Annotated in this window: 22 protein-coding genes; 21 read left to right on the plus strand and 1 reads right to left on the minus strand. The window is 48.2% G+C overall.

What is annotated here, in order from left to right:
* Window positions 1-295 precede the first annotated feature (295 nt).
* Complete coding sequence (gene glmU / locus KAI37_RS00185) at window positions 296-1,693, plus strand: bifunctional UDP-N-acetylglucosamine diphosphorylase/glucosamine-1-phosphate N-acetyltransferase GlmU (RefSeq protein WP_220030529.1); 1,398 nt, start codon at window positions 296-298, stop codon at window positions 1,691-1,693.
* A 58-nt stretch (window positions 1,694-1,751) separates the two neighbouring features.
* Window positions 1,752-2,705, plus strand: coding sequence for a ribose-phosphate diphosphokinase (locus KAI37_RS00190; RefSeq protein ID WP_013308125.1), 954 nt, complete (start codon window positions 1,752-1,754; stop codon window positions 2,703-2,705).
* A gap of 68 nt (window positions 2,706-2,773) precedes the next feature.
* On the opposite strand, the gene KAI37_RS26650 is transcribed toward KAI37_RS00190, so the two are convergent.
* Window positions 2,774-2,974 (minus strand): hypothetical protein, encoded by a 201-nt coding sequence (locus KAI37_RS26650; protein WP_023986434.1) that lies wholly within the window; start codon window positions 2,972-2,974, stop codon window positions 2,774-2,776.
* A 197-nt stretch (window positions 2,975-3,171) separates the two neighbouring features.
* Here KAI37_RS26650 and pth point away from each other — a divergent pair, with 197 nt between their 5' ends.
* From pth to ftsH, 19 genes are all read left to right on the plus strand, one after another.
* Entirely contained in the window at window positions 3,172-3,732 is a 561-nt protein-coding gene (gene pth, locus KAI37_RS00195) for an aminoacyl-tRNA hydrolase (protein WP_023986435.1), read from the plus strand.
* Window positions 3,733-3,818: 86 nt separating this feature from the next.
* The gene (gene fin / locus KAI37_RS00200; RefSeq protein WP_013308128.1) at window positions 3,819-4,049 is read left to right on the plus strand and encodes an anti-sigma-F factor Fin; all 231 of its coding nucleotides are present in this window, start codon (window positions 3,819-3,821) and stop codon (window positions 4,047-4,049) included.
* Window positions 4,050-4,183: 134 nt separating this feature from the next.
* Window positions 4,184-7,711 (plus strand): transcription-repair coupling factor, encoded by a 3,528-nt coding sequence (gene mfd, locus KAI37_RS00205; RefSeq protein WP_076294544.1) that lies wholly within the window; start codon window positions 4,184-4,186, stop codon window positions 7,709-7,711.
* Window positions 7,695-8,813: a peptidylprolyl isomerase gene (locus KAI37_RS00210; protein ID WP_071639011.1), complete on the plus strand. Its 1,119-nt coding sequence runs from the start codon at window positions 7,695-7,697 to the stop codon at window positions 8,811-8,813. The genes mfd and KAI37_RS00210 overlap by 17 nt, the downstream gene beginning before the upstream one ends.
* Window positions 8,814-8,980: 167 nt before the next feature.
* Window positions 8,981-9,523: a stage V sporulation protein T gene (gene spoVT / locus KAI37_RS00215; protein ID WP_023986438.1), complete on the plus strand. Its 543-nt coding sequence runs from the start codon at window positions 8,981-8,983 to the stop codon at window positions 9,521-9,523.
* A gap of 141 nt (window positions 9,524-9,664) precedes the next feature.
* Window positions 9,665-11,323 carry a putative polysaccharide biosynthesis protein gene (locus KAI37_RS00220; RefSeq protein ID WP_076294545.1) on the plus strand — a complete coding sequence of 553 codons (1,659 nt, stop codon included), beginning with the start codon at window positions 9,665-9,667 and terminating at the stop codon, window positions 11,321-11,323.
* Between the two features lie 159 nt (window positions 11,324-11,482).
* Window positions 11,483-12,982 carry a bifunctional methyltransferase/pyrophosphohydrolase YabN gene (yabN, locus tag KAI37_RS00225; RefSeq protein ID WP_076294546.1) on the plus strand — a complete coding sequence of 500 codons (1,500 nt, stop codon included), beginning with the start codon at window positions 11,483-11,485 and terminating at the stop codon, window positions 12,980-12,982.
* 333 nt (window positions 12,983-13,315) lie between these two features.
* Entirely contained in the window at window positions 13,316-13,588 is a 273-nt protein-coding gene (locus KAI37_RS00230) for an HU family DNA-binding protein (protein WP_007428028.1), read from the plus strand.
* Complete coding sequence (locus KAI37_RS00235) at window positions 13,588-13,866, plus strand: RNA-binding S4 domain-containing protein (protein WP_016818913.1); 279 nt, start codon at window positions 13,588-13,590, stop codon at window positions 13,864-13,866. The genes KAI37_RS00230 and KAI37_RS00235 overlap by 1 nt, the downstream gene beginning before the upstream one ends.
* Before the next feature lie 178 nt (window positions 13,867-14,044).
* The gene (yabP, locus tag KAI37_RS00240; RefSeq protein ID WP_025721693.1) at window positions 14,045-14,329 is read left to right on the plus strand and encodes a sporulation protein YabP; all 285 of its coding nucleotides are present in this window, start codon (window positions 14,045-14,047) and stop codon (window positions 14,327-14,329) included.
* Window positions 14,326-14,904, plus strand: coding sequence for a spore cortex biosynthesis protein YabQ (gene yabQ, locus KAI37_RS00245; RefSeq protein WP_220030530.1), 579 nt, complete (start codon window positions 14,326-14,328; stop codon window positions 14,902-14,904). The genes yabP and yabQ overlap by 4 nt, the downstream gene beginning before the upstream one ends.
* Window positions 14,905-14,908: 4 nt before the next feature.
* The gene (locus KAI37_RS00250; RefSeq protein WP_013308137.1) at window positions 14,909-15,238 is read left to right on the plus strand and encodes an FtsB family cell division protein; all 330 of its coding nucleotides are present in this window, start codon (window positions 14,909-14,911) and stop codon (window positions 15,236-15,238) included.
* 123 nt (window positions 15,239-15,361) lie between these two features.
* Window positions 15,362-15,886, plus strand: coding sequence for a S1 domain-containing RNA-binding protein (locus KAI37_RS00255; protein ID WP_014279051.1), 525 nt, complete (start codon window positions 15,362-15,364; stop codon window positions 15,884-15,886).
* Window positions 15,887-16,391: 505 nt separating this feature from the next.
* Window positions 16,392-18,899: a stage II sporulation protein E gene (gene spoIIE / locus KAI37_RS00260; RefSeq protein ID WP_081366784.1), complete on the plus strand. Its 2,508-nt coding sequence runs from the start codon at window positions 16,392-16,394 to the stop codon at window positions 18,897-18,899.
* Window positions 18,900-19,025: 126 nt separating this feature from the next.
* Complete coding sequence (locus KAI37_RS00265) at window positions 19,026-19,775, plus strand: vWA domain-containing protein (protein WP_023986444.1); 750 nt, start codon at window positions 19,026-19,028, stop codon at window positions 19,773-19,775.
* Window positions 19,759-20,697 (plus strand): protein kinase domain-containing protein, encoded by a 939-nt coding sequence (locus tag KAI37_RS00270; RefSeq protein WP_023986445.1) that lies wholly within the window; start codon window positions 19,759-19,761, stop codon window positions 20,695-20,697. Before KAI37_RS00265 ends, KAI37_RS00270 begins: the two co-directional genes overlap by 17 nt.
* Before the next feature lie 66 nt (window positions 20,698-20,763).
* Window positions 20,764-22,212 (plus strand): tRNA lysidine(34) synthetase TilS, encoded by a 1,449-nt coding sequence (gene tilS, locus KAI37_RS00275; protein ID WP_076294547.1) that lies wholly within the window; start codon window positions 20,764-20,766, stop codon window positions 22,210-22,212.
* A 47-nt stretch (window positions 22,213-22,259) separates the two neighbouring features.
* Complete coding sequence (gene hpt, locus KAI37_RS00280; RefSeq protein ID WP_023986447.1) at window positions 22,260-22,799, plus strand: hypoxanthine phosphoribosyltransferase; 540 nt, start codon at window positions 22,260-22,262, stop codon at window positions 22,797-22,799.
* 97 nt (window positions 22,800-22,896) lie between these two features.
* A complete protein-coding gene (ftsH, locus tag KAI37_RS00285) occupies window positions 22,897-24,936 on the plus strand; it encodes an ATP-dependent zinc metalloprotease FtsH (RefSeq protein WP_028542511.1) in 2,040 nt (679 codons plus the stop codon).
* Window positions 24,937-25,100: the final 164 nt, after the last annotated feature.

The raw sequence follows: 25,100 nt of genomic DNA on the forward strand, positions 1-25,100 counted from the left end.
TGGCTCTCTTTTCTTTTTGTCTGGAATGAGATATATTCTTTAGTGAGTTAACAGTCAGTTTTAAGGCAACTTGGAGCCATCCGGGCTGCCGAAGCGGCTTTTTCATAAGACAGGGACTAGGCAGCGATGCGTCCCGGGGATGTATGTCCAGCACAAGCTGGCCTGAAAAAATAGCCATTAACCAAAGGTTCGCCGTTATTTTTCAGGAGGATTGTGAAAAGTTAAGCAAAATCTGATCTGGGAATTAACGTTTTAGCCAAGGGGTAACTGTTATTTTCAGGATAGGAGGTTGGACTTGTTGGAAAGGTTGGCAGTCATTCTTGCCGCAGGGCAGGGAAAACGTATGAAATCCAAATTATATAAAGTTCTGCATCCGGTGTGCGGAAAACCGATGGTCGGGCATGTGCTCGACACGGTTCGTGAAATCGGTGTGTCCCGAAGTGTAGTCGTCGTGGGTCATGGGGCAGAGGAGGTACAGTCTTATTTGGGGCCGTCGGCAGAATATGCGCTTCAGGCAGAGCAGTTGGGAACGGGCCATGCTGTCAAACAAGCCAAGGACTTGCTCGCTCAGGAAAAAGGTACAACCATTGTCATTTGTGGGGATACTCCTTTGATCACAGCAGAAACGCTAGAGGGCTTGGTGCAACTGCACGAGAGCCGTGGGGCGGCTGCGACGATTCTGACCGCTGAGTTGGACGACCCGAAAGGATATGGACGAGTTATCCGTGATGCTTCCGGGGCTGTGCTCAAGATCGTGGAACAGAAAGATTGTTCACCTGAGGAAGATGCTGTCCGGGAGATCAATACGGGAACGTACTGCTTTGACAATGCCAAGCTGTTTGCAGCGCTGGACAAGGTAACGAACACCAATGCACAGCAGGAATATTACCTGACAGATGTCATTGGTATTTTGCATGGTGAAGGTGAGCAGGTTGAGGCGTATTTGACAGATGATGTGTCTGAATCCATCGGTGTTAACGACAGAGTCGCTTTGTCGGTAGCTGAGGGTTATATGCGTGAGCGCATCGTTCGCAAGCATATGCTGAATGGTGTCACTGTCATTGATCCGTCTTCTACCTATATCGGGAGCGAGGTTGTTATTGGTTCCGATACAGTACTGTACCCGAACACATGGCTGCATGGTCAAACACAAATCGGAGAAGATTGTGTGATTGGTCCGCAGGCTGAGATTCAGAATACGATTATCCATTCAGGCGCAACGGTAAAACATTCGGTGTTGAACGAAGCGGAAGTGGGAAGCAGTACATCTGTGGGGCCGTTTGCTTATCTGCGTCCAGGCGCGAAGCTTGGCGAACATGTGAAAATTGGTGATTTTGTTGAGGTGAAAAATGCGACCATTGGAGATCATTCCAAGGTGTCTCATTTGAGCTATGTCGGTGATGCCAAGGTGGGTACAAACGTAAATATTGGCTGCGGGGCAATAACGGTCAATTATGATGGATATAATAAATCCATTACAGAAATTGAAGACGATGCCTTTATTGGCAGCAACGTGAATCTGATCGCCCCGATTAAGATTGGAAAAGGTGCTTATGTTGTAGCAGGCTCCACTGTAACACATGCTGTCCCTGATAACGATCTGGCCATTGCCAGACCACGTCAAGAGAACAAAGCCGGATATGCGGACAAAATCCGCGCACGTGCCAAAGCGAAGAAGAAAAGATCGGAATGACCTAATCAGCAAGCTGTTGAATCTGTAATGAATGAACCAGCACGGAGGGTTTCTATTAATGACTTATTGCGATTCCAAACTCAAAATATTTACTTGTAACTCCAATCCGAAGTTAGCCCACCAGATTGCGGACTACATCGGCATCCCAATGGGGGAATCCCATACCACATCGTTTAGTGACGGTGAAATCCAGGTTAAGCTGTCCGAAAGCGTACGCGGCTGCCATGTGTATATTGTGCAGTCAACTTGTCTGCCGGTTAACGACAACTTGATGGAGTTATTGGTTATGATTGATGCACTTAAACGCGCTTCTGCCAAAAGTATCAATGTCGTTATGCCATATTACGGTTACGCTCGTCAGGATCGTAAAGCTCGTTCACGCGATCCGATTACAGCGAAACTTGTCGCTAACTTGATTGAAAAAGCGGGAGCTCACCGCGTGATCAGCATGGATTTGCATGCGATGCAGATTCAGGGATTCTTTGATATTCCAGTGGATCATATGCTGGGAGCGCCAATTCTGGCCCAATATTTCCGTTCCAAGCAAATTGAGAACCCGATTGTCGTTTCACCCGATCATGGTGGGGTTGTTCGTGCTCGTAAGCTGGCGGACTTCCTGAGTGCGCCGCTCGCTATTATTGATAAGCGTCGTCCAGAGCCAAATGTCAGTGAAGTGATGAACATCATCGGGAACATTGAGGGTAAAACGGCTATTTTAATTGATGATATCATTGATACAGCCGGAACGATTGTATTAGGTGCAAATGCGCTTAAAGAAGGCGGCGTAAAAGATGTGTATGCGTGTTGTACACATGCTGTGCTTTCCGGTCCTGCTATGGAAAGACTGGAGAATTCGCCATTAAAAGAGGTGGTTGTGACGGATACGATCCCGATCGTCCACCCGAATCCGACAAGCAAGCTGAAGGTATTGTCTGTGGCTCCATTAATGGGAGAAGCTATCATCCGTGTGCATGAAGAATTGTCGATCAGCAAACTGTTTGAAATCGAATAAGCGCTGGCTCATTAAAAAAGGGGTTGCCTTTTCCATATGGAAAAGGTAACCCCTATCAGCATGTCAGGCTAAAAGCCTGGGCGAGATATGAATGTGAAGCGTTGACGATTGTATAGTGTGTCCTCTATTTCGACGAAATGCTCATTAAAACGCGCAACGATGCCAATTTGAATATGTACATTCCCGTCATATATCTGGACAGGAACGGAATGTTTTAAATGATATAGAAAATGGCTGTCATATAAGAGGATATCACCTTGATTGAGCATACCGGCACGCACCTTCCTATTCAATACCAGGACTTTGCAAAATTCGATTCCAGTCGCTCTAAAGTGCAATATATAGACGAACTAGACCATTTCGATCTATATATTGTTCATTGAAAGTCGCTTATTAGATTTTTGCAAAATCCTCAATACAACTATTTTACCAAAAAATCCAGACTGTGAAAGAGGGTGTCAAGGTTATGAAGTGGATTGTAGGATTGGGCAACCCCGGTCCCCAATACGAGAAAACGAGACATAATGTCGGATTTATGGCATTGGATGCTCTTGCCTCGCGTCATAACATCCAGATTAACCAAAGCAAATGCAAGGCATTGATTGGAGAGGGCCACATTGGTGGCGTGAAAACCGTACTGATTAAGCCAATGACCTATATGAATCTATCAGGCGAGTCTCTACGTGCTTATATGGACTACTATAAGGCCGATATGGAAGATCTGGTTGTCGTGTACGATGATCTGGATACAGAAGTCGGTAAAATAAGATTGCGTTATCAAGGTAGCGCAGGCGGTCATAACGGCATTAAATCGATCATTCAGCATACCGGCACGCAGTCCTTCAATCGGATACGTATGGGCATTTCCCGCCCGGAGCCTGGACATGCTATTGTCGATTATGTTCTGGGTACCTTTCCAAAGAAGGAAAAAGAATTACTGGCCGGAATGATCGAGGACACGTGCAACGCCTTAGAGCATAGCTTGAGTCATCCGTTTGAACGGACGATGGCTGAATTCAACAAGTAAGTTCAGACGTAGGCAGACGGGCTTAAATGGAAGATTGTTGGACATACTGAAAGGTATAGAAAACTTTCAGGAGGCATATACATTACATGATTGTTAATTATGTATGCAGACATTGTCGAACTTTCTTGGGACGAATTGATTCCGCAGCAATAACCGAAGAAAGGTTGGGCTTCCATTCCTTGACCCCTGCCGAACGTAGAGATATAATAGCGTATAATTCGGGTGGTGAAGTGACCGTCAAAGTCATTTGCGAGCATTGCAGTCAGGCATTGGAGAATAATCCAGAGCTGAGTCTGCTCGTTAATCCGCTCCAATAACAGGTATTCAACTGGTAGGATGTACCAGCTTGAGAGGTGAAGCGGCAATTCCGCTTATGGAGCCTTGGCAGCATTGCTGAGGCTTCTTTTTCGGTTTACATGTAACTATTTATAAGCATAAAGGGGTGCCTTTTTTGTTACAAGCACTTATTCAGGCTTTTACGAAGGATGCTGATTATGCATCCATTGCAGCAGGCATATCATCAGGGATGAAGGAACAACTGATATCAGGTTTATCAGGCTCTTCCCGACAGGTACTGATGGCCGCGCTTGCCGAAGATACCGGACGACCGTTAATGGTCATGACGCACAATATGTTTGCCGCTCAAAAAATAGCAGATGACTTACAGGAAGCGCTTTCTCCTGATCAGGTTTTATTGTATCCTGCTAATGAGCTGGTAGCTGCTGAAGCAGCAATATCTAGTCCAGAGACATTGTCCCAACGAATTGATGTATTGATACGCTGCGCCCAGGGTTTTCGTGGGATTGTTGTCGTGCCGTTTTCTGGTGTCCGACGTTTACTGCCAATTCCGGAAACATGGCGTGAGGCTCGTATTGAGCTGAAAGAAGGCGAAACGATTCAGCTGGAAGCGTTTTTGCTACATATGGTCGAGATGGGATACCAGCGTGTAGAGCGTGTGGAATCACGTGGAGAGATGAGCGTACGCGGAGGAATTATTGATTTTTATCCAATGACAACCCGTTGGGGCTATCGTGTGGAGCTGTTTGACGATGAAATTGACTCGATCCGTAAGTTTGATCCGCAAGATCAGCGCTCGGTGGAAAAGGTTCAGGACGTTACTGTAACACCGTGTAAGGAAGTTATTGCGAATAACCAGCGTATGGACCAGGCGGCGGATGCCGCTGCTATTTTGTTGGAGGAGCAGCTGGGCAAAATGACGGATCGTCAAGCTAAGCAGCACCTGAAAGAAGAGATTCATCGTGAAATTGAGTTGCTGCGAGAGCATGTGTATTTTGACGAAATCTATAAATATATCTCCCTGCTGTATCCTGAACGTAAAACCCTAGCAGACTATATGCCGGAAGATACGATTCTGATTATTGATGAACCGGCACGTATGCTGGAAACAGCCAAGCAACTGGAACGAGATGAGTCGGAATGGAATCTGCATTTGCTTCAAAACGGTAAAACGTTACCGCAGCTAGAACTGTCAGATGACGCGGACAATCTGCTGTACAACCGGAGATTTCAGACGTTGTTCCTGTCGATTTTCCTCCGTCAGGTTCCTCATACCCAGCCACAAAATATTTTGAACTTCATCTGCCGAGGCATGCAGGATTTCCATGGCCAAATGAATGTGCTCAAGGCGGAGATGGATCGTTGGCGCAAAGCGGGCACACAGGTTATGATGCTGGCGAGTGGAGATGAACGTCTGGATCGGATGCGCCGAGTGCTTGAAGATTATGGTATTGATGAGCCGACGATGGCTATCGGCAATCTGCAAAGCGGTTTTGAAATGCCGTCTATTCATCTGGCAGTCATCACTGAGGGTGAAATGTTTTCCCAGAAGCAGCGGAAAGCACGTAAGCAGGGGCGGCATGTGGACAATGCAGAACGGATTAAGAGCTATAGCGAGCTGAAGGTGGGCGACTACGTCGTACACCAAAATCACGGGATCGGGAAGTACATGGGGATCGGCACGCTGGAGGTTGGCGGTATCCATAAGGATTACATGCATGTCCTCTATGCGGGTGGAGATAAGTTGTCTGTACCGATTGAACAAATTGATCTGATTCAGAAATATGTCGGCTCAGAGGACAAGGAACCCAAGATTTATAAACTGGGTGGCAATGAGTGGACACGGGTTAAAAGTAAGGTGCGCAGCTCGGTTCAGGATATTGCGGATGACTTGATCAAGCTATATGCAGAACGACAGTCGGCGCCAGGGTTTGCTTTTGAAAAGGATTCACCGGAGCAACAAGAGTTTGAGGATATGTTCCCGTATGATGAGACACGTGACCAGATTCGGGCCATTGAAGAGATTAAGAAGGACATGGAGCAGAGTCGCCCGATGGATCGTTTGCTATGCGGTGATGTAGGTTACGGCAAAACTGAAGTTGCTATTCGTGCTGCTTTTAAGTCTGCTATTGAAGGCAAACAAGTAGCGGTGCTGGTACCGACGACAATTTTGGCACAACAACACTATGAGACGTTCCGTGAACGTTTTTCAGGGTATCCGTTCAATATTCAGGTATTGAGCCGTTTCCGCTCGCGCAAAGAGCAGAATGAGACGATTAAAGGGGTCCGGCAAGGCACGGTCGATATTGTCATTGGTACCCATCGTCTGTTGTCGCAGGATCTGGTGTTTAAGGACTTGGGAATGCTGATTGTCGATGAAGAACAGCGATTTGGCGTAACCCACAAGGAAAAGCTGAAGAAGCTGAAAACGAACGTAGATGTGCTGACATTAACGGCAACACCTATTCCGCGTACGTTGCATATGTCCATGCTGGGTGTACGTGACTTGTCAGTCATTGAGACACCACCGGAAAACCGTTTTCCAGTGCAAACCTATGTGGTTGAGCACAGCCAGACTCTAGTTCGTGAGGCCATTGAACGCGAAATGGCACGTGGAGGGCAGGTGTACTATCTGTATAATCGCGTGCAGGGAATTCAGGAGATGGCTGCAGAGATCAATGCGCTCGTACCGGAGGCCAAGGTGGGCGTGGGTCACGGACAGATGTCCGAAACCGAACTGGAGAAAACTATTTTGGATTTCCTGGATGGCGAATATGATGTGCTGGTCAGTACGAGCATAATCGAAACCGGCGTGGATATCCCAAATGTGAATACACTCATTGTGCATGATGCCGATAAAATGGGGCTATCCCAGCTTTATCAGCTGCGTGGGCGTGTAGGTCGTTCCAATCGGATTGCCTATGCTTACTTCACGTACCAGCGGGATAAGGTGCTCACGGAAGTGGCGGAGAAGCGCCTTCAGTCGATTAAAGAATTTACGGAGCTGGGCTCCGGCTTCAAGATTGCAATGCGCGATTTGTCCATCCGCGGAGCGGGTAACTTGCTTGGCGCCGAGCAGCATGGATTCATCGCATCCGTCGGTTTTGATCTTTACTCGCAGATGCTGGCTGAGGAAATTAATAAACGTAAAGTCAGCGTACTTGGAGAAGAGGATCAGTCCAACCGGAATTGGAGTACGTCGATTGATTTAGGCGTCGATGCTTACCTCCCGGGAGACTATATTTATGACAGCATCCAGAAGATTGAGATTTATAAAAAAGTTGCAGCGGTCAGCACCTTTGACGAGGCTTCCGAACTGGAAGATGAACTGGTCGACCGATTTGGTGATCTGCCAGAGGCTGTGCTTCATTTGCTAGCCGTGGCTCGTCTCAAGGTATATGGACGCATGTATGGCATCGAGTCCATAGTGCAGCGCGATGAAAATATAGTGTTGAAATTCCATGAAGGGCGCCAGCAGGCGGTACAGACTGCTAAACTTGCCGAGATTGGCAATCGCTTTGAAAGACGTGTACAATTTGAACAGGGCACTTCTATGAGCGCACGCATAAAGGGCAAAGGTCTAGATGATCCACAGTTGCTAGAACTGCTGGAACAATTTTTGAGTGCATTGAAAGAAGCATTCACATTGAAGGAGGAACTGCAAAATGCCACAACTAAATAAAAGAAAACCTTGGAGAATGCTCTCCTTGGGAATGGCAGCGCTGCTAGCTATATCCGTGCTGGCAGCATGTACGAAGCAAGCGGATGAGAACAAGGTCAAGGATGAACCGAAGGACAACAGCAAGGTTGTCGTGACCTATAAGGGTGGAACCATTACCGAAAATGAGTTCAACCAAGAAATTAGCATGATGAAATTCCTTTACCCGGAATATGAGTCTGCGTTAGCTTCGGATCAGGTACGGGAGCAAATTGTAAAGCAGGAAGTGGTGTACAAGCTTCTGGCGGCCAAAGCGGACGACAAAGCCAAGGAGCAGGGTGCCAAACAAGGGAACGAACAGCTGGAGCAGTATAAAAAGTCAGTCGGAGAAGATAAGTTCAAGACATTTCTGAGTGATAAAAAACTGACCGAACAAGGTGTGAAAGATTACTTCACGCGTGTAATGACGGTAATCAACAGCGAAACCAACAAAGTAACAGATGATCAGCTAAAACAGGAATTTGAGAAAAATAAAGATCAATTCACAACAGCAACCGTGCGTCATGTATTAATTAACTTCGAAGATCCTAAAACGAAGAAACAGCGCAAAAAAGAGGATGCCCTCAAGCTGGCTAAAGAAGTGAAGGCGAAGCTGGACGGAGGAGCCGATTTTGCAACGATTGCCAAGAAGTATTCAGAAGACCCAGGTTCTGCGTCTAACGGAGGTCTGTATGAGAATGCATCCGTAGCGCAATGGGTACCTGCCTTTAAAGAGGCCGCTGAGACTCAACCGATTAACAAAATCGGTGAGCCAGTGGAAACGGAATACGGATATCACGTGATCAAAGTGGAGTCCCGCAATGAGCCAACGTTTGATAAATTGAAAGATAACGAAAAGGCTGCCCTGAAAAATAAATTGGCCGGGGAAAGTATCCAAAACTTTACCGAAAATGATTTGACGAAGCTTGATTTGAAAATCAATCTGCCGAAGGTACCAGCTACGCAAGAGAAAAGCGGTGCAACTTCCGGTGCTGGTAGCACAACTACACCGGGCGCAACAACAAACGGTACGGGCGATACCAAAGCAGGAACAGCCAAAGATGGAGCTACAAACGAAGGTAAATAACTGAACATGCATAAGGAATTGGGAACAGATGAATACTATGGTCAGATATCACCATAAACACCATGACCGTGACGTTCTTCGTGACCGCTTCTGGGGGAGTGGAAGCGTCTTTCGATACCGTCAGTAGTTTACTAAATTCTTCTTGAGAAAGTGGGGCAACATGTGAAATGAAAGCTACTGGTATAGTTCGCCGTATTGATGACCTTGGGCGGGTAGTTATTCCAAAGGAAATTCGCCGCACCTTGAGAATTCGCGAAGGAGATCCGCTTGAGATTTTTGTGGATCGTGACGGAGAAGTCATTTTGAAAAAGTATTCACCTATTGGTGAACTTGGTGATTTCGCCAAAGAATATGCTGAGTCCCTGTTTGAAAGCACGGGCCATATTACAATGATTACCGATCGGGACACCATTATTACGGTGGCTGGAGGCTCTAAAAAAGAGTTTCTGGACAAGCCAATCGGTAGCATTATCGAAGGTAGTATGGATAATCGCAAAACTGTGCTGGAGACAGCCAGCGGCTCCTATGAGCTAACGCGAGACCACGAAGAAACACTCTCGTCCTTTGTGGCGGCTCCCATTGTTTCTGGTGGTGATCCCATTGGTTCCGTTGTATTGTTGAACAAGGACGAAAACGTAAAAATGTCCGAAATGGAGATCAAAATGGCTGAAACAGCCGCTGGCTTCCTGGGCAAACAAATGGAACAGTAACATCCCGTTTCACCCCTGTATGACGTACAGAATGGCGAAAGCCGTCCTGCGTTGTACAGGGTTTTTTTTCTTTCCGGGAGAAGAGGCGGTATAATAGGACTCGTGAAAGATGCATATTTCAGGTGGGAGTGGAGACGGAGAATGCAGGAAAATCGCGCCGCTTCGCGGCTGCTACGGGGTGCTGTCATTTTGACACTGGCAGCAGTAGCGAGCAAGCTGATCGGCACAGTGCAAAAAATCCCGCTGCAGAATATCGGCGGCGACGGCGTGTTTGGCATTTATAATACGGTTTATCCTTTTTATACGCTGTTCATTACCATTGCAGCTGCTGGATTTCCGGCTGCAATATCCAAATTTGTAGCTGAGTTTGAGGCAGTGGGAAACCGGGCAGCAGGGCAACGGGTTGCACGGCTATCTTCGCTTGTCTTGGGTGTCTTTGGATTAATCCTGGGCGTGCTGATGTATACGTGTGCGCCGCTCATTGGTCAATGGATCGACAATGCTCACGTCATTCCGTCGGTGAGGGCGGCGGCGTTTGCCTTTTTGTTCGTGCCGGTTATGGCGGGACTGAGAGGATATTTTCAAGGTTTGCAAAATATGCTTCCGACTGCTATCTCCCAAGTGACGGAGCAGGCGATACGGGTAAGCGTGATGATTATGCTGCTGCTACTCATGCTGTCACAAGGAGCGGGGGCGGATATGATTGCCGCCGGAGCAGTGTTTGGTTCAGCAGCAGGTGGAGCAGCGGGCTTGGTCGTCATGTTGCTATATTGGCGAAATCACAGGAAGAGGCTTAGAAGGCAAGGGACGGTCATGGCGACAGTGCAAGCACAAACTGGAGAGCTACACCCGGCGGAAAGCAACGGTGCCTTGCTAAAGGCGCTGCTGCGTTATGCCTTGCCTGTTTGCCTTGGAGCGCTAGCCGTTCCGTTAATTAGCCTAGTAGACACATTTACCGTACCTCGCTTGTTAAAGCAGGAGGGTTTGGACGATACTGCGGTTATGGTGGCCTTTGGCGTGTATAACCGAGGTCTGCCGCTGGTACAGCTAGTCATGATGTTTGCCACTACACTGTCGGCATTATTCATTCCATCGCTGGCCGAGGCGCGGGTGACCGGCGGTACGGAGCTGGCACGTCGCCAGTGCGAGCAATCGCTGCGCTGGTTTTGGTTGCTGGGACTAGCCGCTGCGACAGGCTTGATCGTGCTGGCTGTGCCCGTCAATGTGATGCTGTATGCGGACGACACCGGCAGCGAGGTCATACGCTGGATGGCGCTAACCGCCGTTGGCGGTACGCTCAGCATCATCTCGGCTGCGCTGCTGCAAGGGCTAGGCGCGGTTCGCGCGCCGGCTCTGGCGATGCTCGCGGCCGCAGTAGCCAAGGCGCTGCTAAACTGGCTGCTCGTGCCGCAGCTAGGCACGGCTGGAGCCGCCATTGCGGGGGCTGTCGCCTATCTACTGGCGGCGGTGATCAACATCGTGCTGCTGGCTCGCTTGGTAGGCCTGCGTGGGAGCTGGTCCGCCAGCGTGCTCAAGCCGGCGGCACTGCTTATCGCCCTGGCTGGTGCGGCCGGGGCGGCGATGTGGGGCACCAGCGCTGTGCTGGGTGCCTTGGGATGGGCTGCCGGAGGTCGCGCCACGGCAGCCGCGGAGAGCCTGCTGGGCGTAGCCGTAGGCGCCGTTGTGTTCGTGATCGGCCTCGCACGCTTGAGGCTGATCACGGCGTCCGAGCTTATGGCGGTGCCCAAGCTCGGACGCCCGCTGGCAGCCGTGCTGCGTAGGCTGCGTGTACTGGCTTAGCCCAGGCATAGGGCTTAGGGCGCGAAAGTGGCACAGCCATTTTATGAGCCTATACAACTTTGTGGTATAGTAAATCCCAAAGCAAAGGAAGCGGAAGCGGGGTTAGGCCGTATATTTTTTCGAGCATGAACCTTGTTTCTGCGAAACGGAGGATTGGATATGAGCGTAACATTAACGGTCGTAGGTTTGGGTTCGGGGGATCCGGATCAGCTTACGATAGGGATATTGAACAAAATGCGGGGCGCTTCAGCGCTGTATCTGCGGACCAAGGAGCATCCTGCGGTTCAAGTGCTGAATGAGTTTGAAGTGGCTTTTGAGTCGTTTGACGAGGTATATGAGACAAAGGAGTCTTTTCCAGAGGTATACGAGGAAATTACCAGCCAATTGATTACGATGGCTGCTAAGGCGGCAGACGGAAGCGAAATCGTCTATGCGGTTCCCGGTCACCCGATGGTGGCGGAAGCAGCGGTGCAGTTGCTTAAGGAGCGTTGTCCTGCGCAAGGGATTGAACTGAACATTCTGGGTGGCGAAAGTTTTCTGGATGAAGCTTTTGTGCGTCTTGGTTTTGATCCGATTGAGGGTTTCCAGCTGTTAGACGCAGGTACACTGGATGCCAGCTGGCTCCAGCCTCAGTTGCATACGCTGATCGGACAGGTGTATGACACCTTCACAGCATCTGATGTAAAGCTGTGCCTGATGGAGCGGTATCCTGACGATTATGAGGTGTACGTCGGTCACGCTCTTGGGGTGGAAGGTGAGGAAGCGGTGCACAAGGTGCCGCTGTACGAGCTGGATCGAGTAGAGGGCTACGGAAATCTATCCTTGGTATACATACCTCGCAGTGAAGATGAGGCGCTGAAACGGCGTTCTTTTGACCGTTTACACGAGATTGTCGATATTTTACGCAGTCCGGAAGGCTGTCCATGGGATCGTGAACAGACACATCAGTCGATCCGCAAAAATCTGATCGAAGAAACGTATGAAGTCATCGAAACGATAGATGAGGACGACCCTGAGCATATGAAGGAAGAGCTGGGCGATCTGTTGTTGCAAATTTTGCTGCATGCCCAAATGGAAGAGGAAGTCGGAACCTTCAATGTGTATGATGTAATCCAGGGGCTGAATGATAAGCTTATTTTCCGACATCCACATGTATTTGGTGACAATCAAGCGAATGATGCGGAAGAGGCACTGCAAAACTGGGAGCAGATGAAGGCTGAGGAAAAACGGCTTAAAGGCACGACGGCAGCAGACCCTTCTGTGCTGGATGGGGTTCCACGTGATCTGCCTGCTCTTATGAAATCGTACAAGCTCCAGAAGAAAGCAGCTAAAGTAGGCTTTAACTGGGATAGCATTGAGGGCGTATTCGATAAATTGGACGAAGAAGTGGCTGAGCTGAAGGAAGCGGTTCGTGAAGGGCATGCCGTGGAAGCCCAGCTGCTGGAGTTAGGCGATGTGTTATTTGTTGCAGTGAATGCAGCCCGCTTCATGGGAGTAGACCCGGAAGAGGCATTGTCTGCTACCAATCGCAAATTTGTTGACCGTTTTCAGTATATTGAGCAGAAATTACGCGAGCAAGGGCGTCGTCCCGAAGAAAGCAGCGTAGATGAAATGGAGACTTACTGGCAGGAAGCGAAAAAGCTCCTTGGCAAAGCGTGATTCCACATATTCGCTTTTGGCTGTACAGACCATTAAAATGAGACATATGCAGGGTTGAAAGAAGGCCTAGTTGGAGAAGACTTGCCAATGGGCAGAGTTTTGTAGTAGGATGTTGGCTTAACTGGGGTCGAATAAAAAAACGCCTGTCATTGCAGGATTTTTACGGACAAGCCAGAATAACTTGTAGTAATTCTGAAAATAACTGTAGCTTATAGTTAAGCGTGTTACAGTGACATTCAGGAGGGCTTCGGCCACAGTTGGACCTCACGTCTGCTCCATAAATGGACATGCAACGTGATGATTATTTTTTGACATTTGGGAGGCTTTTATCTTATGAACAAGACAGATCTGATCAACAATATTTCCAGCAAAAGCGGTTTGAGCAAACGTGACGTTGAAGCTGTATTGAATGGCGTTCTTGGTGAAATTACAGATGCACTCGCTAGCGGCGACAAAGTGCAACTGATCGGCTTTGGTACTTTCGAAACACGCAAGCGTTCCAGCCGTACAGGCCGCAATCCACAAACCGGCAACACGATTGAAATTCCAGAATCAACCGTTCCTGCTTTTAAAGCCGGTAATAAGCTTAAAGAAGCCGTTAACTAATGCGTCTTGATAAATTCTTGAAAGTCTCGCGGCTGATTAAGCGGCGTACGGTTGCCAAGGACGTCTCCGAACAAGGGAGAGTACTGGTGAACGGACGCGAAGCCAAGCCGAGCAGTGCGGTCAAAGTAGGCGATGAAATTACCGTCCAGTTTGGCCAGAAGCTGGTGACCGTGCGAGTGGAACGGCTCGCCGACACTACACGCAAGGACGAGGCTGCAAGTATGTACACTTTGGTAAAGGAAGAGCCTATTGCCAGGGATAATGGTTTGAACTGGTAAGAGACATCTGATTTTCTCATAACTGTACATGAAAGCATTCCTTCATTATTTTATGAAGGAGTGCTTTTTTTCTTTAGAAGACGAGGTTTCGTCCATCATATGCTTGATTAACAGCAAAAGCGGTTCTAAATCATACGGCTTCCTTCATAAGCTAAGAACAGAAGGAGGGGTACATGCCATGATTGAACAAGGGAAGTCCAAGCACCATGATCTGCGCATGCAAAGCCGCAAGCAGCTCGATATTTCAGGCGTCAGCAATGTGGAGAGCTTTGACAGTGAAGAATTTTTGCTTCAGACCGAGCTGGGCCATCTCACCATTCGCGGACAACATTTACATATCAAAAACCTCAGTCTAGAAGAGGGGCTGTTGTCCATTGAAGGTCTGATTACTTCCCTCGTCTACCTGGAGCCCGGGGCCCCGGCCAAAAACGGAAAAAGCCTATTCGGCAAGATCTTCAAATGAATCCTTACACGCAATGGCTGACGTTGACGTGGATGCTGTTGTCGGGCATAGCCATGGGAGTGGTGTTTGACAGCTACCGGGTGCTGTCCATCCGCTTTCATTTTGCCCGCTGGAGCGTTCATATGTTGGACGTGCTGTACTGGGTGGCCTCGGCTTTGTTTATTTTCCGTGTGCTATACGCGAGCAATCGCGGTGAGCTGCGGTTTTATGTCTTTTTAGGACTACTTTTGGGGGTTTGGCTCTATTTTTGGGCCTTTAGTGTTACAACCCAACGTTTTGTGGTAATGTTATTAGAGATAGTTCGCAGACTGACGTTGATCGTGAACAGCATACTGCGCATCCTGATTGTTCTTCCGGTGTTAGCGCTGTATCGGCTGTTACGCAAGCTGGTCGGATGGACATGGGCACTTATTGTGTTCCTGGGAAGGATGCTGATATACATCCTGATGCCGGTTTGGAAGCCGATCCTATGGCTGATCGGTCCGCTTAAAGCGCGCTGGAAGACTCCATTGTTGCTTGTGAAGCTGGGTATCAGACTGAAAAACACAGCGAAAAGATGGTTTGGAAGGAGGTAGTATCATGCGTAATTCGTCTGTAGATCGCCATTCATCTTCTACGTCCAAGTCCAACGCGGGCGGGCGCAGGCGAATCATGATTTGGTTGCTATCGCTTGCCGCCTTTGGTAGTTGGGCAATTTTTACCTTTTTTTCTCAAGGCATGATTATGGCCGATCGAAGTGAACAGCTCACCCAGAAGGAAAAGCAGAAGCAAGCTGCTACACAAACGGAACAACAGCTTCAAACCGAAGTGAATCGTCTCAAGGACCCTGAGTACATTGGCGAGATTGCCAGAAGCAAGTACGGTCTTTACAAACCGGAAGAGACGCCAATCATCGGAGATCAGAAATAGGAACATTATCGGGCCAATGCTTAGTTGACCTTGGTTCCGCCATTTTGTATAATCAAATCACCACAGCGGGATTTTTTTGCAAAAAAATCGGTTGTATATTTTAAGGGAGGATCATTTTATTCTATGGCAATTGAAGTGGGCACCAAGTTAGAGGGCAAAGTGACAGGCATCACGCATTTTGGAGCATTTGTGGATTTGTCTGGAGGTGTCACGGGTCTCGTTCACATCTCGGAAATCGCCGATAACTATGTTAAGGATGTTAACGACCACCTGAAGATTAATGATGTTGTGACGGTGAAAGTCATTAATGTTGACAAAGATGGCAAAATCGGACTTTCCATTAAGCAAACGATTGACAAGCCGGCAAGTGAAGCCCGTCCCCCAAGAGCTCCAAGACCGGAGCGTACAGGAGGACCAGGCGGAGGCGACCGTTTCGGCGGTGGAGGTTCAGGTCCAAGTCAAGGACGCGGTGGTGGTGGCGGTGGTTTCAACCGCGATCGTGGAGGCCGTTCTTTCAAGCCTGCACCGGGTAAACCTTCATTTGAGGATAAAATGTCACGCTTCCTGAAAGATAGTGAGGAACGCATTTCGTCGCTGAAAAAGAACACCGAAGGTAAACGCGGAGGACGCGGCGCGAAGCGTGTTTAATTCACTTTGACAACCGTATCAATCATACACGGAAAACCGTACAGTCGAGAGACTGCTACGGTTTTTTTGCGTTCTACCGACAACAGATGCGATAAGCAGTGGCTGTCGGCGCTGAATCCAGTGGTTAGTCGTACGGGCATTTATGAGATTCGCAATTTCGACGAAGAAGATAAGAGCTACGATGCTGAAAAGTGGATGTTTTTTTTGTCGTGAGGACATAATCGTCCGACAAACTCCAACGGTTTTCCGTCTATCTTCTGTGCAAATCGCTAGTCTGGGCATCGGGATGGACGACATCGAGAGGTCATGCAAGGAGGAGCGGGACGCTTCTTCCATCAGCTTCCATACGGGCGTAGCTTGATGTTCGGAGTGGTGCTCTGTCCTTTCGCGCAGAACGTTTTTTTGTCGGAAATTTCTTGGAATAAGACGTGAGGTTCTGACAAACTTTCTCAATCGTTCCGGTTTAAGATGGGAACATCAAATTGATGAATGGGGTGCCTGACGCATGATGGAGAAATGGAACGTGGTACATTTTCCGGGGTTAAAATCTAGAAAGTCCAAATCCAAAGAGCGTACGGAAGGTTGGTCTTCCAGACTCAAGAAACGGCTGGAATCACATAAAGTGGTGCAATGGGTAACGGCGCAAAGATGGATGCTGCTATTGTCAGCTATGGGAGTTCTACTGGGACGCGCCACTATTTTGGACGAGCTTTCTCCCTTTGCCCTCGCTTATTTTGCGGTCATAACGTTTCTTCGGCGTGATCTGATGCTGCCTGTAGCTGTATCAGTTGTGTTAGGCAGCCTGTTAGCTCCTTACCCATCGTTATTTATGATTGGTGGCGAGCTACTGGTATTTTATCTCCTCTACCGCGGGCTACGAACCTTCGACCGTCTGGAATTATCCTATGCACCGCTTATGGTTTTCTTGTCGGTGTTTATGGTCAATTTATTTAACGCCGTGATGGCTCCAACTTTTACATGGTATGAACTTATCATTGTGGGAACGGATGCGGTTCTCAGCTTTATGCTTACGCTGGTGTTCACGCAGGCCATACCGTTGTTTACGTATCGCAAGAAGACAAGCCAGCTCAAGAATGAGGAAATTTTATGTCTTATTATTTTATTAGCCTCTGTGATGACGGGAGCAGTAGGATGGACTGTTCATTCATTGTCTGTCGATCATGTACTGTCGCGATATTTGGTCTTGGTGTTTGCTTTGGTGGGAGGTGCTTCGCTCGGTGCATCGGTTGGTGTAATTACTGGCTTAATTTTAAGCTTGGCCAATATGTCTGCAATTGTGCAGATGAGTTTACTCGCTTTTGCAGGTTTGCTGGCAGGAATGCTGCGTGAAGGGAAAAAAGGTGCTGTTGCGCTTGGGATGCTGCTAGGCTCCTCAATTCTGACGATCTATTTGGACGGGACCGGAGACGTGCTGACGTCAACCTGGGAGAGCTGTGCGGCAATTCTATTATTCTTAATGACCCCAAAAAGTTTCTTTAAAGCGGTTTCTACCTATGTTCCCGGTACGCAGGACCACGCCAAATCTCAGCATGAGTATGCCAAAAGGGTCCGCGATCTCACCGCAGAGCGGGTAACGAAGTTTTCCCGTGTATTCAGTCAGCTATCCCGCAGCTTTCATCAGATATCTGCGAGTGAGAGCACGAAGTCGGATGGTGAAATCGAACACTTTATGAATGCGGTGGCGGAAGGGACATGTGCCTCCTGCTTCAAGTGTGAGCAGTGCTGGGACGGCAAGTTTATGCAAACTCATCAGTATATGACGGAAATGATGAGCGCCATTGAGGATAACCCGGATTTGGAACCAGATCAGATACCGCCGCAATGGAGCAAGGCATGTGCTAAAACGGGTGCTGTCCTGCAAGTGATGAAGCAGCAGTATAGCCTCTACCAACATAATATGCAGTGGAAGCGCCAAGTATACGATAGTCGTCAGCTTGTTGCTGACCAACTATCGGGTGTATCACAAATCATGGAGGATTTAGCGCGAGAAATTCAGCGGGAAGGGCAGACCATGCATCGGCAGGAGGAGCAAATACGGGAGGCTCTTGATAGACTGGGCTTGTCCATTCAATCCATTGAGATCATTAACCTGGATGCAGGTCAGGTAGAAATTGAGATTGTCCATGCCTATACAAGGGGATTTGATGAATGTCGGAAAATCATTGCTCCACTTCTGTCGGACATACTGGACGAGCATATAGCTGTGATGCGCGAAACGGAGGCAGATCGCCGCCAAGGCTTGGCTACAGTCATGTTCGGCTCTGCTAAAACGTATGAGATTGCTACAGGAGTAGCTAGTGCCGCCAAAGGAGGCGATTTTTTCTCAGGAGACAGCTACAGCATGATGGAGCTAGGGAACGGGACTTTTGCAGTCTCTTTAAGCGATGGTATGGGGAACGGAGAGCGCGCGCAGCAAGAGAGCAGTGCAGCACTTAACATTTTGGAGGAATTACTGCAATCGGGTATGGACGAAAAATTGGCGATCAAGTCGGTTAACTCTGTCCTGATGCTGCGATCACCTGAGGAAATGTATGCTACGGTCGATATGGCGCTGATTGATCAGTACACGGCCCAGACAACCTTTATGAAGATTGGGTCTACGCCGAGTTTTATTAAAAGAGGGGAGGAGGTCATTCCCGTATCTGCCAGCAACTTGCCGATTGGCATTATACAGGATATTGAAATTGATCTGGTATCACTGCAGCTCCAGCCGGGTGATATTCTCATTATGATTACAGACGGTATATACGACTCACCGGGTTATGCGGTTAATAAGGAAATATGGATGAAACGCATGATTCAGGAAATTGAAAGCGAAGATCCACAGCAGTTGGCCGACTGTTTACTAGAAAGGGTTATTCGATACCAACAAAATCAAATCTATGATGATATGACAGTAGTCGTTAGTAAAATAGATCACTTCCGCCCAGAGTGGGCAACTCTCCATGTACCTGGCATGAGGTGGTTGGAACGTCCACGGACGGTGAGCTAATCCGACATTGCCCGGGAAATTCCTTATTCGTTTTTAAAAATCCGCATCCTTCGTTTGAATCGTTCCGGATTAGGCAAAGATAGAATCTATCGGGATAGATTAAGAGGAAGCGGAGGTCAAAAAACGATGAAGCAAATTTTGATCATTACAGACGGATGCTCGAATGTAGGTGTTAGTCCGGTCATGGCGGCTGCCCAAGCTTTACGGGAAGGTATTACAGTGAACGTCGCCGGAGTCATAGATTATGGAACTATTGGCGAGCTTGGCAGTGCGGAGATTCAAGAAATTGCTAAAGCAGGGGGAGGGTTTAGCCAAATCGTAGGGACGAAACAGTTGGCGCAGACCATGCAGATGATGACGCGCAAGACCGTGGTTCAAACCATTCAGCAGGCGGTTAATAGAGAGTTAACGCACATTCTGGGTGAGGGTGGCGCTAAACATATCGGCGAACTTCCTCCGGCCAAACGAGCCCAAGTAGTTGAGGTGATGGATGAGCTGACAGAAACAAGCACGCTGGAGATTGCTTTGCTCATTGATGCAAGTGCGAGCATGAAGCCCAAGCTGCCTGCTGTAGAGGACAGCATTCGTGATTTGCTGCTCAGTTTACAGTCCAGAAGTGGACACAGCCGTATATCTGTATTTCATTTTCCGGGCGGAAAAATGGGAGAAGACGCAGTCATGGATATCGGTTGGACCTCTGAGCTTAACCAGATCAAATCGATATTTGGACGCTTGCGGATGAAAGGGGCAACACCGACAGGTCCTGCCATTTTACAAGTGATTGATTATTACCGATATGTTACACTAGGAGAACAGAAAGATCTGGAAGAATCCTATGGCAAAGGAGAAGGGATGCTCGGTGACTACGTCGTCTGATCCCGTTCTTGCACCCGGAACGGTCATCAAGGGCAAGTGGAAGCGGAGCAGCTATGTCATCCAGCGCTTGCTGGGCCGGGGAGCGAACGGAACTGTATATTTGGTAAAAGAAGCACAGGCCGATCGGCAATTTGCTCTGAAAATGGGGAAGAACACGCTTGATCTGCAATCAGAGATTAATGTGCTAACCACATTGCAGTCTCAGGGGACTCAGGCCGCCCTTCAGCGAAATGGAAATCCTTCCTTTTTGTTTGAGGTGGATGATGTAGTGTTACGCAGCGGAGAAATCCCCTTTTATGTTATGCGATATGTTAAGGGTGATCCGCTTCATCGTTTTGTGGCGGCCAAAGGGCCGGAATGGTATGGTGTGGCTGGAACCGGTATACTGAATCGTCTGGCGGATCTCCATCAGGCAGGATGGGTGTTTGGCGACCTGAAGCCGCAGAATATTTTGGTCAATGCCTATGGAGAGGCTGAATTAATTGACTACGGTGGGGTGTCTCTTGCTGGTCGGAGTGTTAAACAATTTACAGAATGGTATGACAGGGGATTCTGGAATGCTGGCAGCCGAAATGCCGATTCCCAGTATGACCTATTTGCCTTCGCTCTTCTAACGATTCATATATTGGAGAGCGAATCGTTAAAGGCGGCTGCGAGCAGGCTGCCACAGTTGCGTAATACGGCAGAATTGACGGTCATCATTCGCCGCAGCCGTGTATTACGCCCCTATGCCGAATGGCTACTGGGTGCAGTGCGTGGAGAATATTCCGATACTCGTGCAGCGGCCCGATCTTGGTCACGTTTGGCTTCCGCACATGTCAGGCAATCGTCGGTCAAAAGAGGGAACCCACGCTGGCTGGGATATGCTTTTACGGTATCGCTTTTGCTGCTTGCCGGAGCGCTCTGGATTGCGTTAAGGTAGCAGCATGACTTACATAAGATAACAGATGATCATCATTTTTACGGTCGGGAGAAAAGAGGGTCGTGAATGGGAACAACAAAACCGACCGGTGTTGTACAGGAAGTGCTCGCCTTGGCGCGAGATCATTCACTGTGGAGCCCCGGAGACCGCATTGTGGTTGCTGTATCCGGTGGGCCGGATTCGGTGGCCCTTTTGCACATTTTACATGAAATATCCGTTATACATATGCCTTTACAACTCGTCTGCGCTCACGTTCATCATGGCTTCAGACCAGAGGAATCAGATGCGGAGGCTGAAGAGGTACGCAATATTGCCCGAAAGCTTGAACTTCCATTTGAAATGACTCGGGTGGATGTACCCGCTTATATGAAGGAGAGCGGGAAGGGACCACAGGAAGCAGCCCGCGAGCTGCGCTACAGCTTTTTACATGATATGGCTACAAAGTGGGAAGCACAGCATATTGCAATGGCCCACCACGGCGACGATCAAGCCGAAACGGTTCTTTTGCACTTGCTGCGTGGTAGCGGCCCAGCAGGCTTGGCGGGTATGCGTTTGGCGCGCAGGGAAAAAAATGTGCAACTCATTCGCCCGCTGCTACGTATGTACAAGGCTGACCTGATTGAGTTTTGTAACTTTTATGGTCTTTCCTATGTGATAGACAGCACTAATTTATCGTCCAAATACCGCCGTAACGCCATCCGCATGGATGTGCTTCCTTTTTTGGGGCAATATAATGAGCGACTGACACCGTCCCTGAACCGGCTGGCCGAAACGATGGCTGACGAAAATGACTTTATGGAGGCATCTACGCTGTCAGCATACGAGAAAATGGTGAGCTTGGATAATGGCAGGTACATGTTTCCCATCGCTTCATACCGTAAGCTATCCGTTGCTTTACAACGGAGGTTGATTAAACTAATATTAAATTATCTGCCTTCGGACAGTGAAAATTTTGATTTTCGTAAAATTGAGACCGTTCGACTAAGACTTCTCCAAGAGGCATCGTCTACATGGAGTTTGGATTTGGGAGGCGGTGCGGTTGGAGTCCGCGAATATGACCAGGCGGTTTTGTTTGACCGTACGCAAGTCGTTATGGGCGAATGGTGCTATGGACTAAGTGTATTGCCTATTTCCGGTGAGCTAGAGTTGCCTGAGGCAGGTGGTATACTTCGGTGGCGAAGGGCTTCCTATTCGGATGCGGACCATCCGGCGAATAAGGAGGAAGCGTGGTTCGACGCAGATCAATTGAGTCTGCCTTTGACTGTACGCTCGCGATTACCTGGAGATATCATGTATGTAATGGGATTAAACGGAAGAAAAAAGGTTAAAGATATTTTTATTGATGAAAAAATACCTCCTTCAATGCGTTCCGTTATTCCCATCGTCTGCGACCACTCTGGAGCTATTCTCTGGATTCCGGGCGTACGACGTTCTGTACATGCCGCGGTGCAAAAGCACACGTCTTCGGTTATATATATGTCATGGCAAAGACGAGAGAGTCCGGGGCACCGGTAATTGCGCAGGAACGGCTTTCATAGTATAAACTTAGGAGGTTTACACCGTTGCAAAATGATATTCAGGAAATATTGATCAGCGAAGAAGAAATTCAGAGTAAAATTAAGGAATTGGGTGCACAGCTCAGCGTAAAATATGAAGGAAAAAATCCATTGGTGATTTGCGTGCTGAAAGGTGCGTTTATCTTTATGGCTGATTTGGTTAAATCCATTACAGTGCCGTTGGAGCTTGATTTCATGGCTGTATCAAGTTATGGAGCGTCCACAAAATCCTCAGGTATCATCAAAATCATTAAGGATTTGGACGCATCTGTGGAAGGACGCGACGTTCTGATTGTCGAAGATATTATCGACAGCGGCCTGACGCTGACGCATTTGATTGAACTGCTTAAGAATCGTAATGCCAATTCGGTATGTGTCGTAACCTTGTTCGACAAGCCTGCACGCCGGACGGTTAATCTTGAAGCAGATTATACTGGATTTACGCTTCCAGATGCGTTTGTTGTCGGCTATGGTCTGGACTATGCCGAGCACTACCGGAACCTCCCATACATAGGGATTTTAAAGCCGGAAATCTACACCAGCTAATCTCAGCCTCCAGTCCTAGGACTAAATAAGGCCCTTTGTTGAGAAGGACTTACAGGCTATGGTAAAATAACTTAAGTGTCTCGAGAGGAGGTAGGGGATGAATCGGTTCATCCGGAATTCTGGTTTTTATTTGATTCTTTTTTTAGTTGTGGTGGGTATCGTTCAGTTTGTTAGCAACAGTAACGAAGCCTCCGATCTCCCTAGATATGACCAATTACGGCAAGAGGTTAAAGCTAATAACATCTCTAAAGTAACGGTCCAATTTGACGGTTACGCCTATCTTGTAACCGGTGCATATAAGAAGCAGCCGGCTAATGCTAAATCGACCAATTTTTCCGTATATGTTCCACCAACGGATCAAGCACTAAGTGAACTGGTGAATGCCAGCGAAACGAACGGGTTTGAATACGTGCAGAAGAAAATGGAAGGCGAAAGCATTTGGCTGACGTTTTTGACTTCTATCATTCCTTTGGTGATCATGTTCCTGTTGTTCTTCTTCCTGTTTAATCAGGCACAGGGCGGTGGCGGCAAAGTTATGAACTTCGGCAAGAGCAAAGCCCGTCTGTATAACGAAGAGAAGAAGAAGGTTACGTTCGAGGACGTGGCAGGGGCTGACGAAGAGAAGCAGGAGCTTGTCGAAGTCGTAGAATTCTTGAAGGACCCACGCAAGTTTGCAGCTGTGGGCGCTCGTATTCCAAAAGGTGTCCTGTTAGTGGGCCCTCCAGGTACGGGTAAAACACTCTTGGCGAGAGCTGTTGCAGGCGAGGCCGGAGTACCGTTTTTCAGCATCTCGGGTTCTGATTTTGTAGAAATGTTCGTCGGGGTCGGTGCTTCCCGTGTTCGTGATTTGTTCGAGAATGCGAAGAAGAACGCACCTTGTATCATTTTCATTGATGAGATTGATGCCGTTGGACGTCAACGTGGCGCCGGATTGGGTGGCGGACATGATGAACGTGAGCAGACGCTCAACCAATTGCTCGTAGAGATGGATGGATTTGGCGCAAACGAAGGTATCATCATCGTAGCGGCTACAAACCGTCCGGATATTTTAGACCCGGCGTTGCTTCGTCCAGGACGTTTTGACCGTCAAATTACGGTTGATCGTCCAGATGTTAAAGGCCGTGAAGCAGTATTGTATGTACATGCTCGCAACAAGCCATTAACGAAGGATGTTAAATTGGACGTAATTGCGAAACGTACAACAGGCTTTACAGGCGCTGACCTGGAAAATCTGTTGAACGAAGCTGCCTTGTTGGCGGCTCGTCGTAACCGCAGAGATATTTCGATGCGAGAAGTAGATGAAGCCATCGACCGTGTTATCGTAGGTACAGAAAAACGCAGCCGCGTAATCAGTGACCGCGAGAAACGAATTGTTGCTTATCATGAAGCAGGCCATACGATTATTGGTTTCTTCTTGGAAAATGCCGACATGGTTCACAAGGTAACGATTATTCCACGTGGACGTGCAGGCGGATATGTCATCATGCTTCCGAAGGAAGACCGCATGCTGACTACCAAGCAGGAATTGCTGGACAAAATCACTGGATTGTTGGGTGGACGCGTATCCGAGGAACTGTTCATTGGTGAGATCGGAACGGGAGCCTATAGCGACTTCCAGCAAGCGACAAGCATTGCACGCAGCATGATCGTAGAATATGGTATGAGTGAGAAGCTTGGTCCGATGCAGTTCGGTACTTCACAAGGCCAAGTATTCCTTGGACGTGATATCGGTCATGAGCAGAACTACAGTGATCAGATCGCTTATCAGATTGACCAGGAGATGAATCGCTTCATCACTGAATCTTATGAGCGTGCTAGAGAACTCCTGACCAAGTATTCCAAAGAGGTTCATTTGATTGCTCAAACCTTGCTGGTAGAAGAAACCTTGGAACTTGAACAAATCAAACGTTTGATTGAGACAGGTTCTTTGGATGGTGGCACGACTGAGGGAGAAGGAACACCGGAAAACGGTGAGCCTGTGATCGACAACATTGGCGACGTCCGTGTACGTATTCAAGGTAAGGATGACGAGCCTAAGAATACAACGGATCAACCGAATGATATCCCTAATCTGCAAAAGCCAGAGGATGATAACAATTCGGGCAACTCCGGTGGTACTCCACCGACAACGACCTAATCATCCGATGGATAGTTGAATAAGCGTATATGTAAGCTCCGGGGAACCAGGTATTATGGGTTTTCCGGAGCTTTTTAAATGGAAGATTATCGCTAACGTGATTTGACAGACACCGGAACGTTGTGTACATTTATTGTTAAATAAACGGCTGTCGTCTTCTTAGC

This window comes from Paenibacillus sp. S25 (assembly GCF_019454085.1).
Lineage (GTDB): Bacteria > Bacillota > Bacilli > Paenibacillales > Paenibacillaceae > Paenibacillus > Paenibacillus polymyxa_B.

Coding starts and splice junctions, on each gene's coding strand:
- KAI37_RS00190 (WP_013308125.1), top strand. CDS start 1,752: ATGACTTATTGCGATTCCAAACTCAAAATATTTACTTGTAACTCCAAT.
- KAI37_RS26650 (WP_023986434.1), bottom strand. CDS start 2,974: ATGCTCAATCAAGGTGATATCCTCTTATATGACAGCCATTTTCTATAT.
- pth (WP_023986435.1), top strand. CDS start 3,172: ATGAAGTGGATTGTAGGATTGGGCAACCCCGGTCCCCAATACGAGAAA.
- fin (WP_013308128.1), top strand. CDS start 3,819: ATGATTGTTAATTATGTATGCAGACATTGTCGAACTTTCTTGGGACGA.
- KAI37_RS00210 (WP_071639011.1), top strand. CDS start 7,695: ATGCCACAACTAAATAAAAGAAAACCTTGGAGAATGCTCTCCTTGGGA.
- spoVT (WP_023986438.1), top strand. CDS start 8,981: ATGAAAGCTACTGGTATAGTTCGCCGTATTGATGACCTTGGGCGGGTA.
- KAI37_RS00220 (WP_076294545.1), top strand. CDS start 9,665: ATGCAGGAAAATCGCGCCGCTTCGCGGCTGCTACGGGGTGCTGTCATT.
- yabN (WP_076294546.1), top strand. CDS start 11,483: ATGAGCGTAACATTAACGGTCGTAGGTTTGGGTTCGGGGGATCCGGAT.
- KAI37_RS00230 (WP_007428028.1), top strand. CDS start 13,316: ATGAACAAGACAGATCTGATCAACAATATTTCCAGCAAAAGCGGTTTG.
- KAI37_RS00235 (WP_016818913.1), top strand. CDS start 13,588: ATGCGTCTTGATAAATTCTTGAAAGTCTCGCGGCTGATTAAGCGGCGT.
- yabP (WP_025721693.1), top strand. CDS start 14,045: ATGATTGAACAAGGGAAGTCCAAGCACCATGATCTGCGCATGCAAAGC.
- yabQ (WP_220030530.1), top strand. CDS start 14,326: ATGAATCCTTACACGCAATGGCTGACGTTGACGTGGATGCTGTTGTCG.
- KAI37_RS00250 (WP_013308137.1), top strand. CDS start 14,909: ATGCGTAATTCGTCTGTAGATCGCCATTCATCTTCTACGTCCAAGTCC.
- KAI37_RS00255 (WP_014279051.1), top strand. CDS start 15,362: ATGGCAATTGAAGTGGGCACCAAGTTAGAGGGCAAAGTGACAGGCATC.
- spoIIE (WP_081366784.1), top strand. CDS start 16,392: ATGATGGAGAAATGGAACGTGGTACATTTTCCGGGGTTAAAATCTAGA.
- KAI37_RS00265 (WP_023986444.1), top strand. CDS start 19,026: ATGAAGCAAATTTTGATCATTACAGACGGATGCTCGAATGTAGGTGTT.
- tilS (WP_076294547.1), top strand. CDS start 20,764: ATGGGAACAACAAAACCGACCGGTGTTGTACAGGAAGTGCTCGCCTTG.
- ftsH (WP_028542511.1), top strand. CDS start 22,897: ATGAATCGGTTCATCCGGAATTCTGGTTTTTATTTGATTCTTTTTTTA.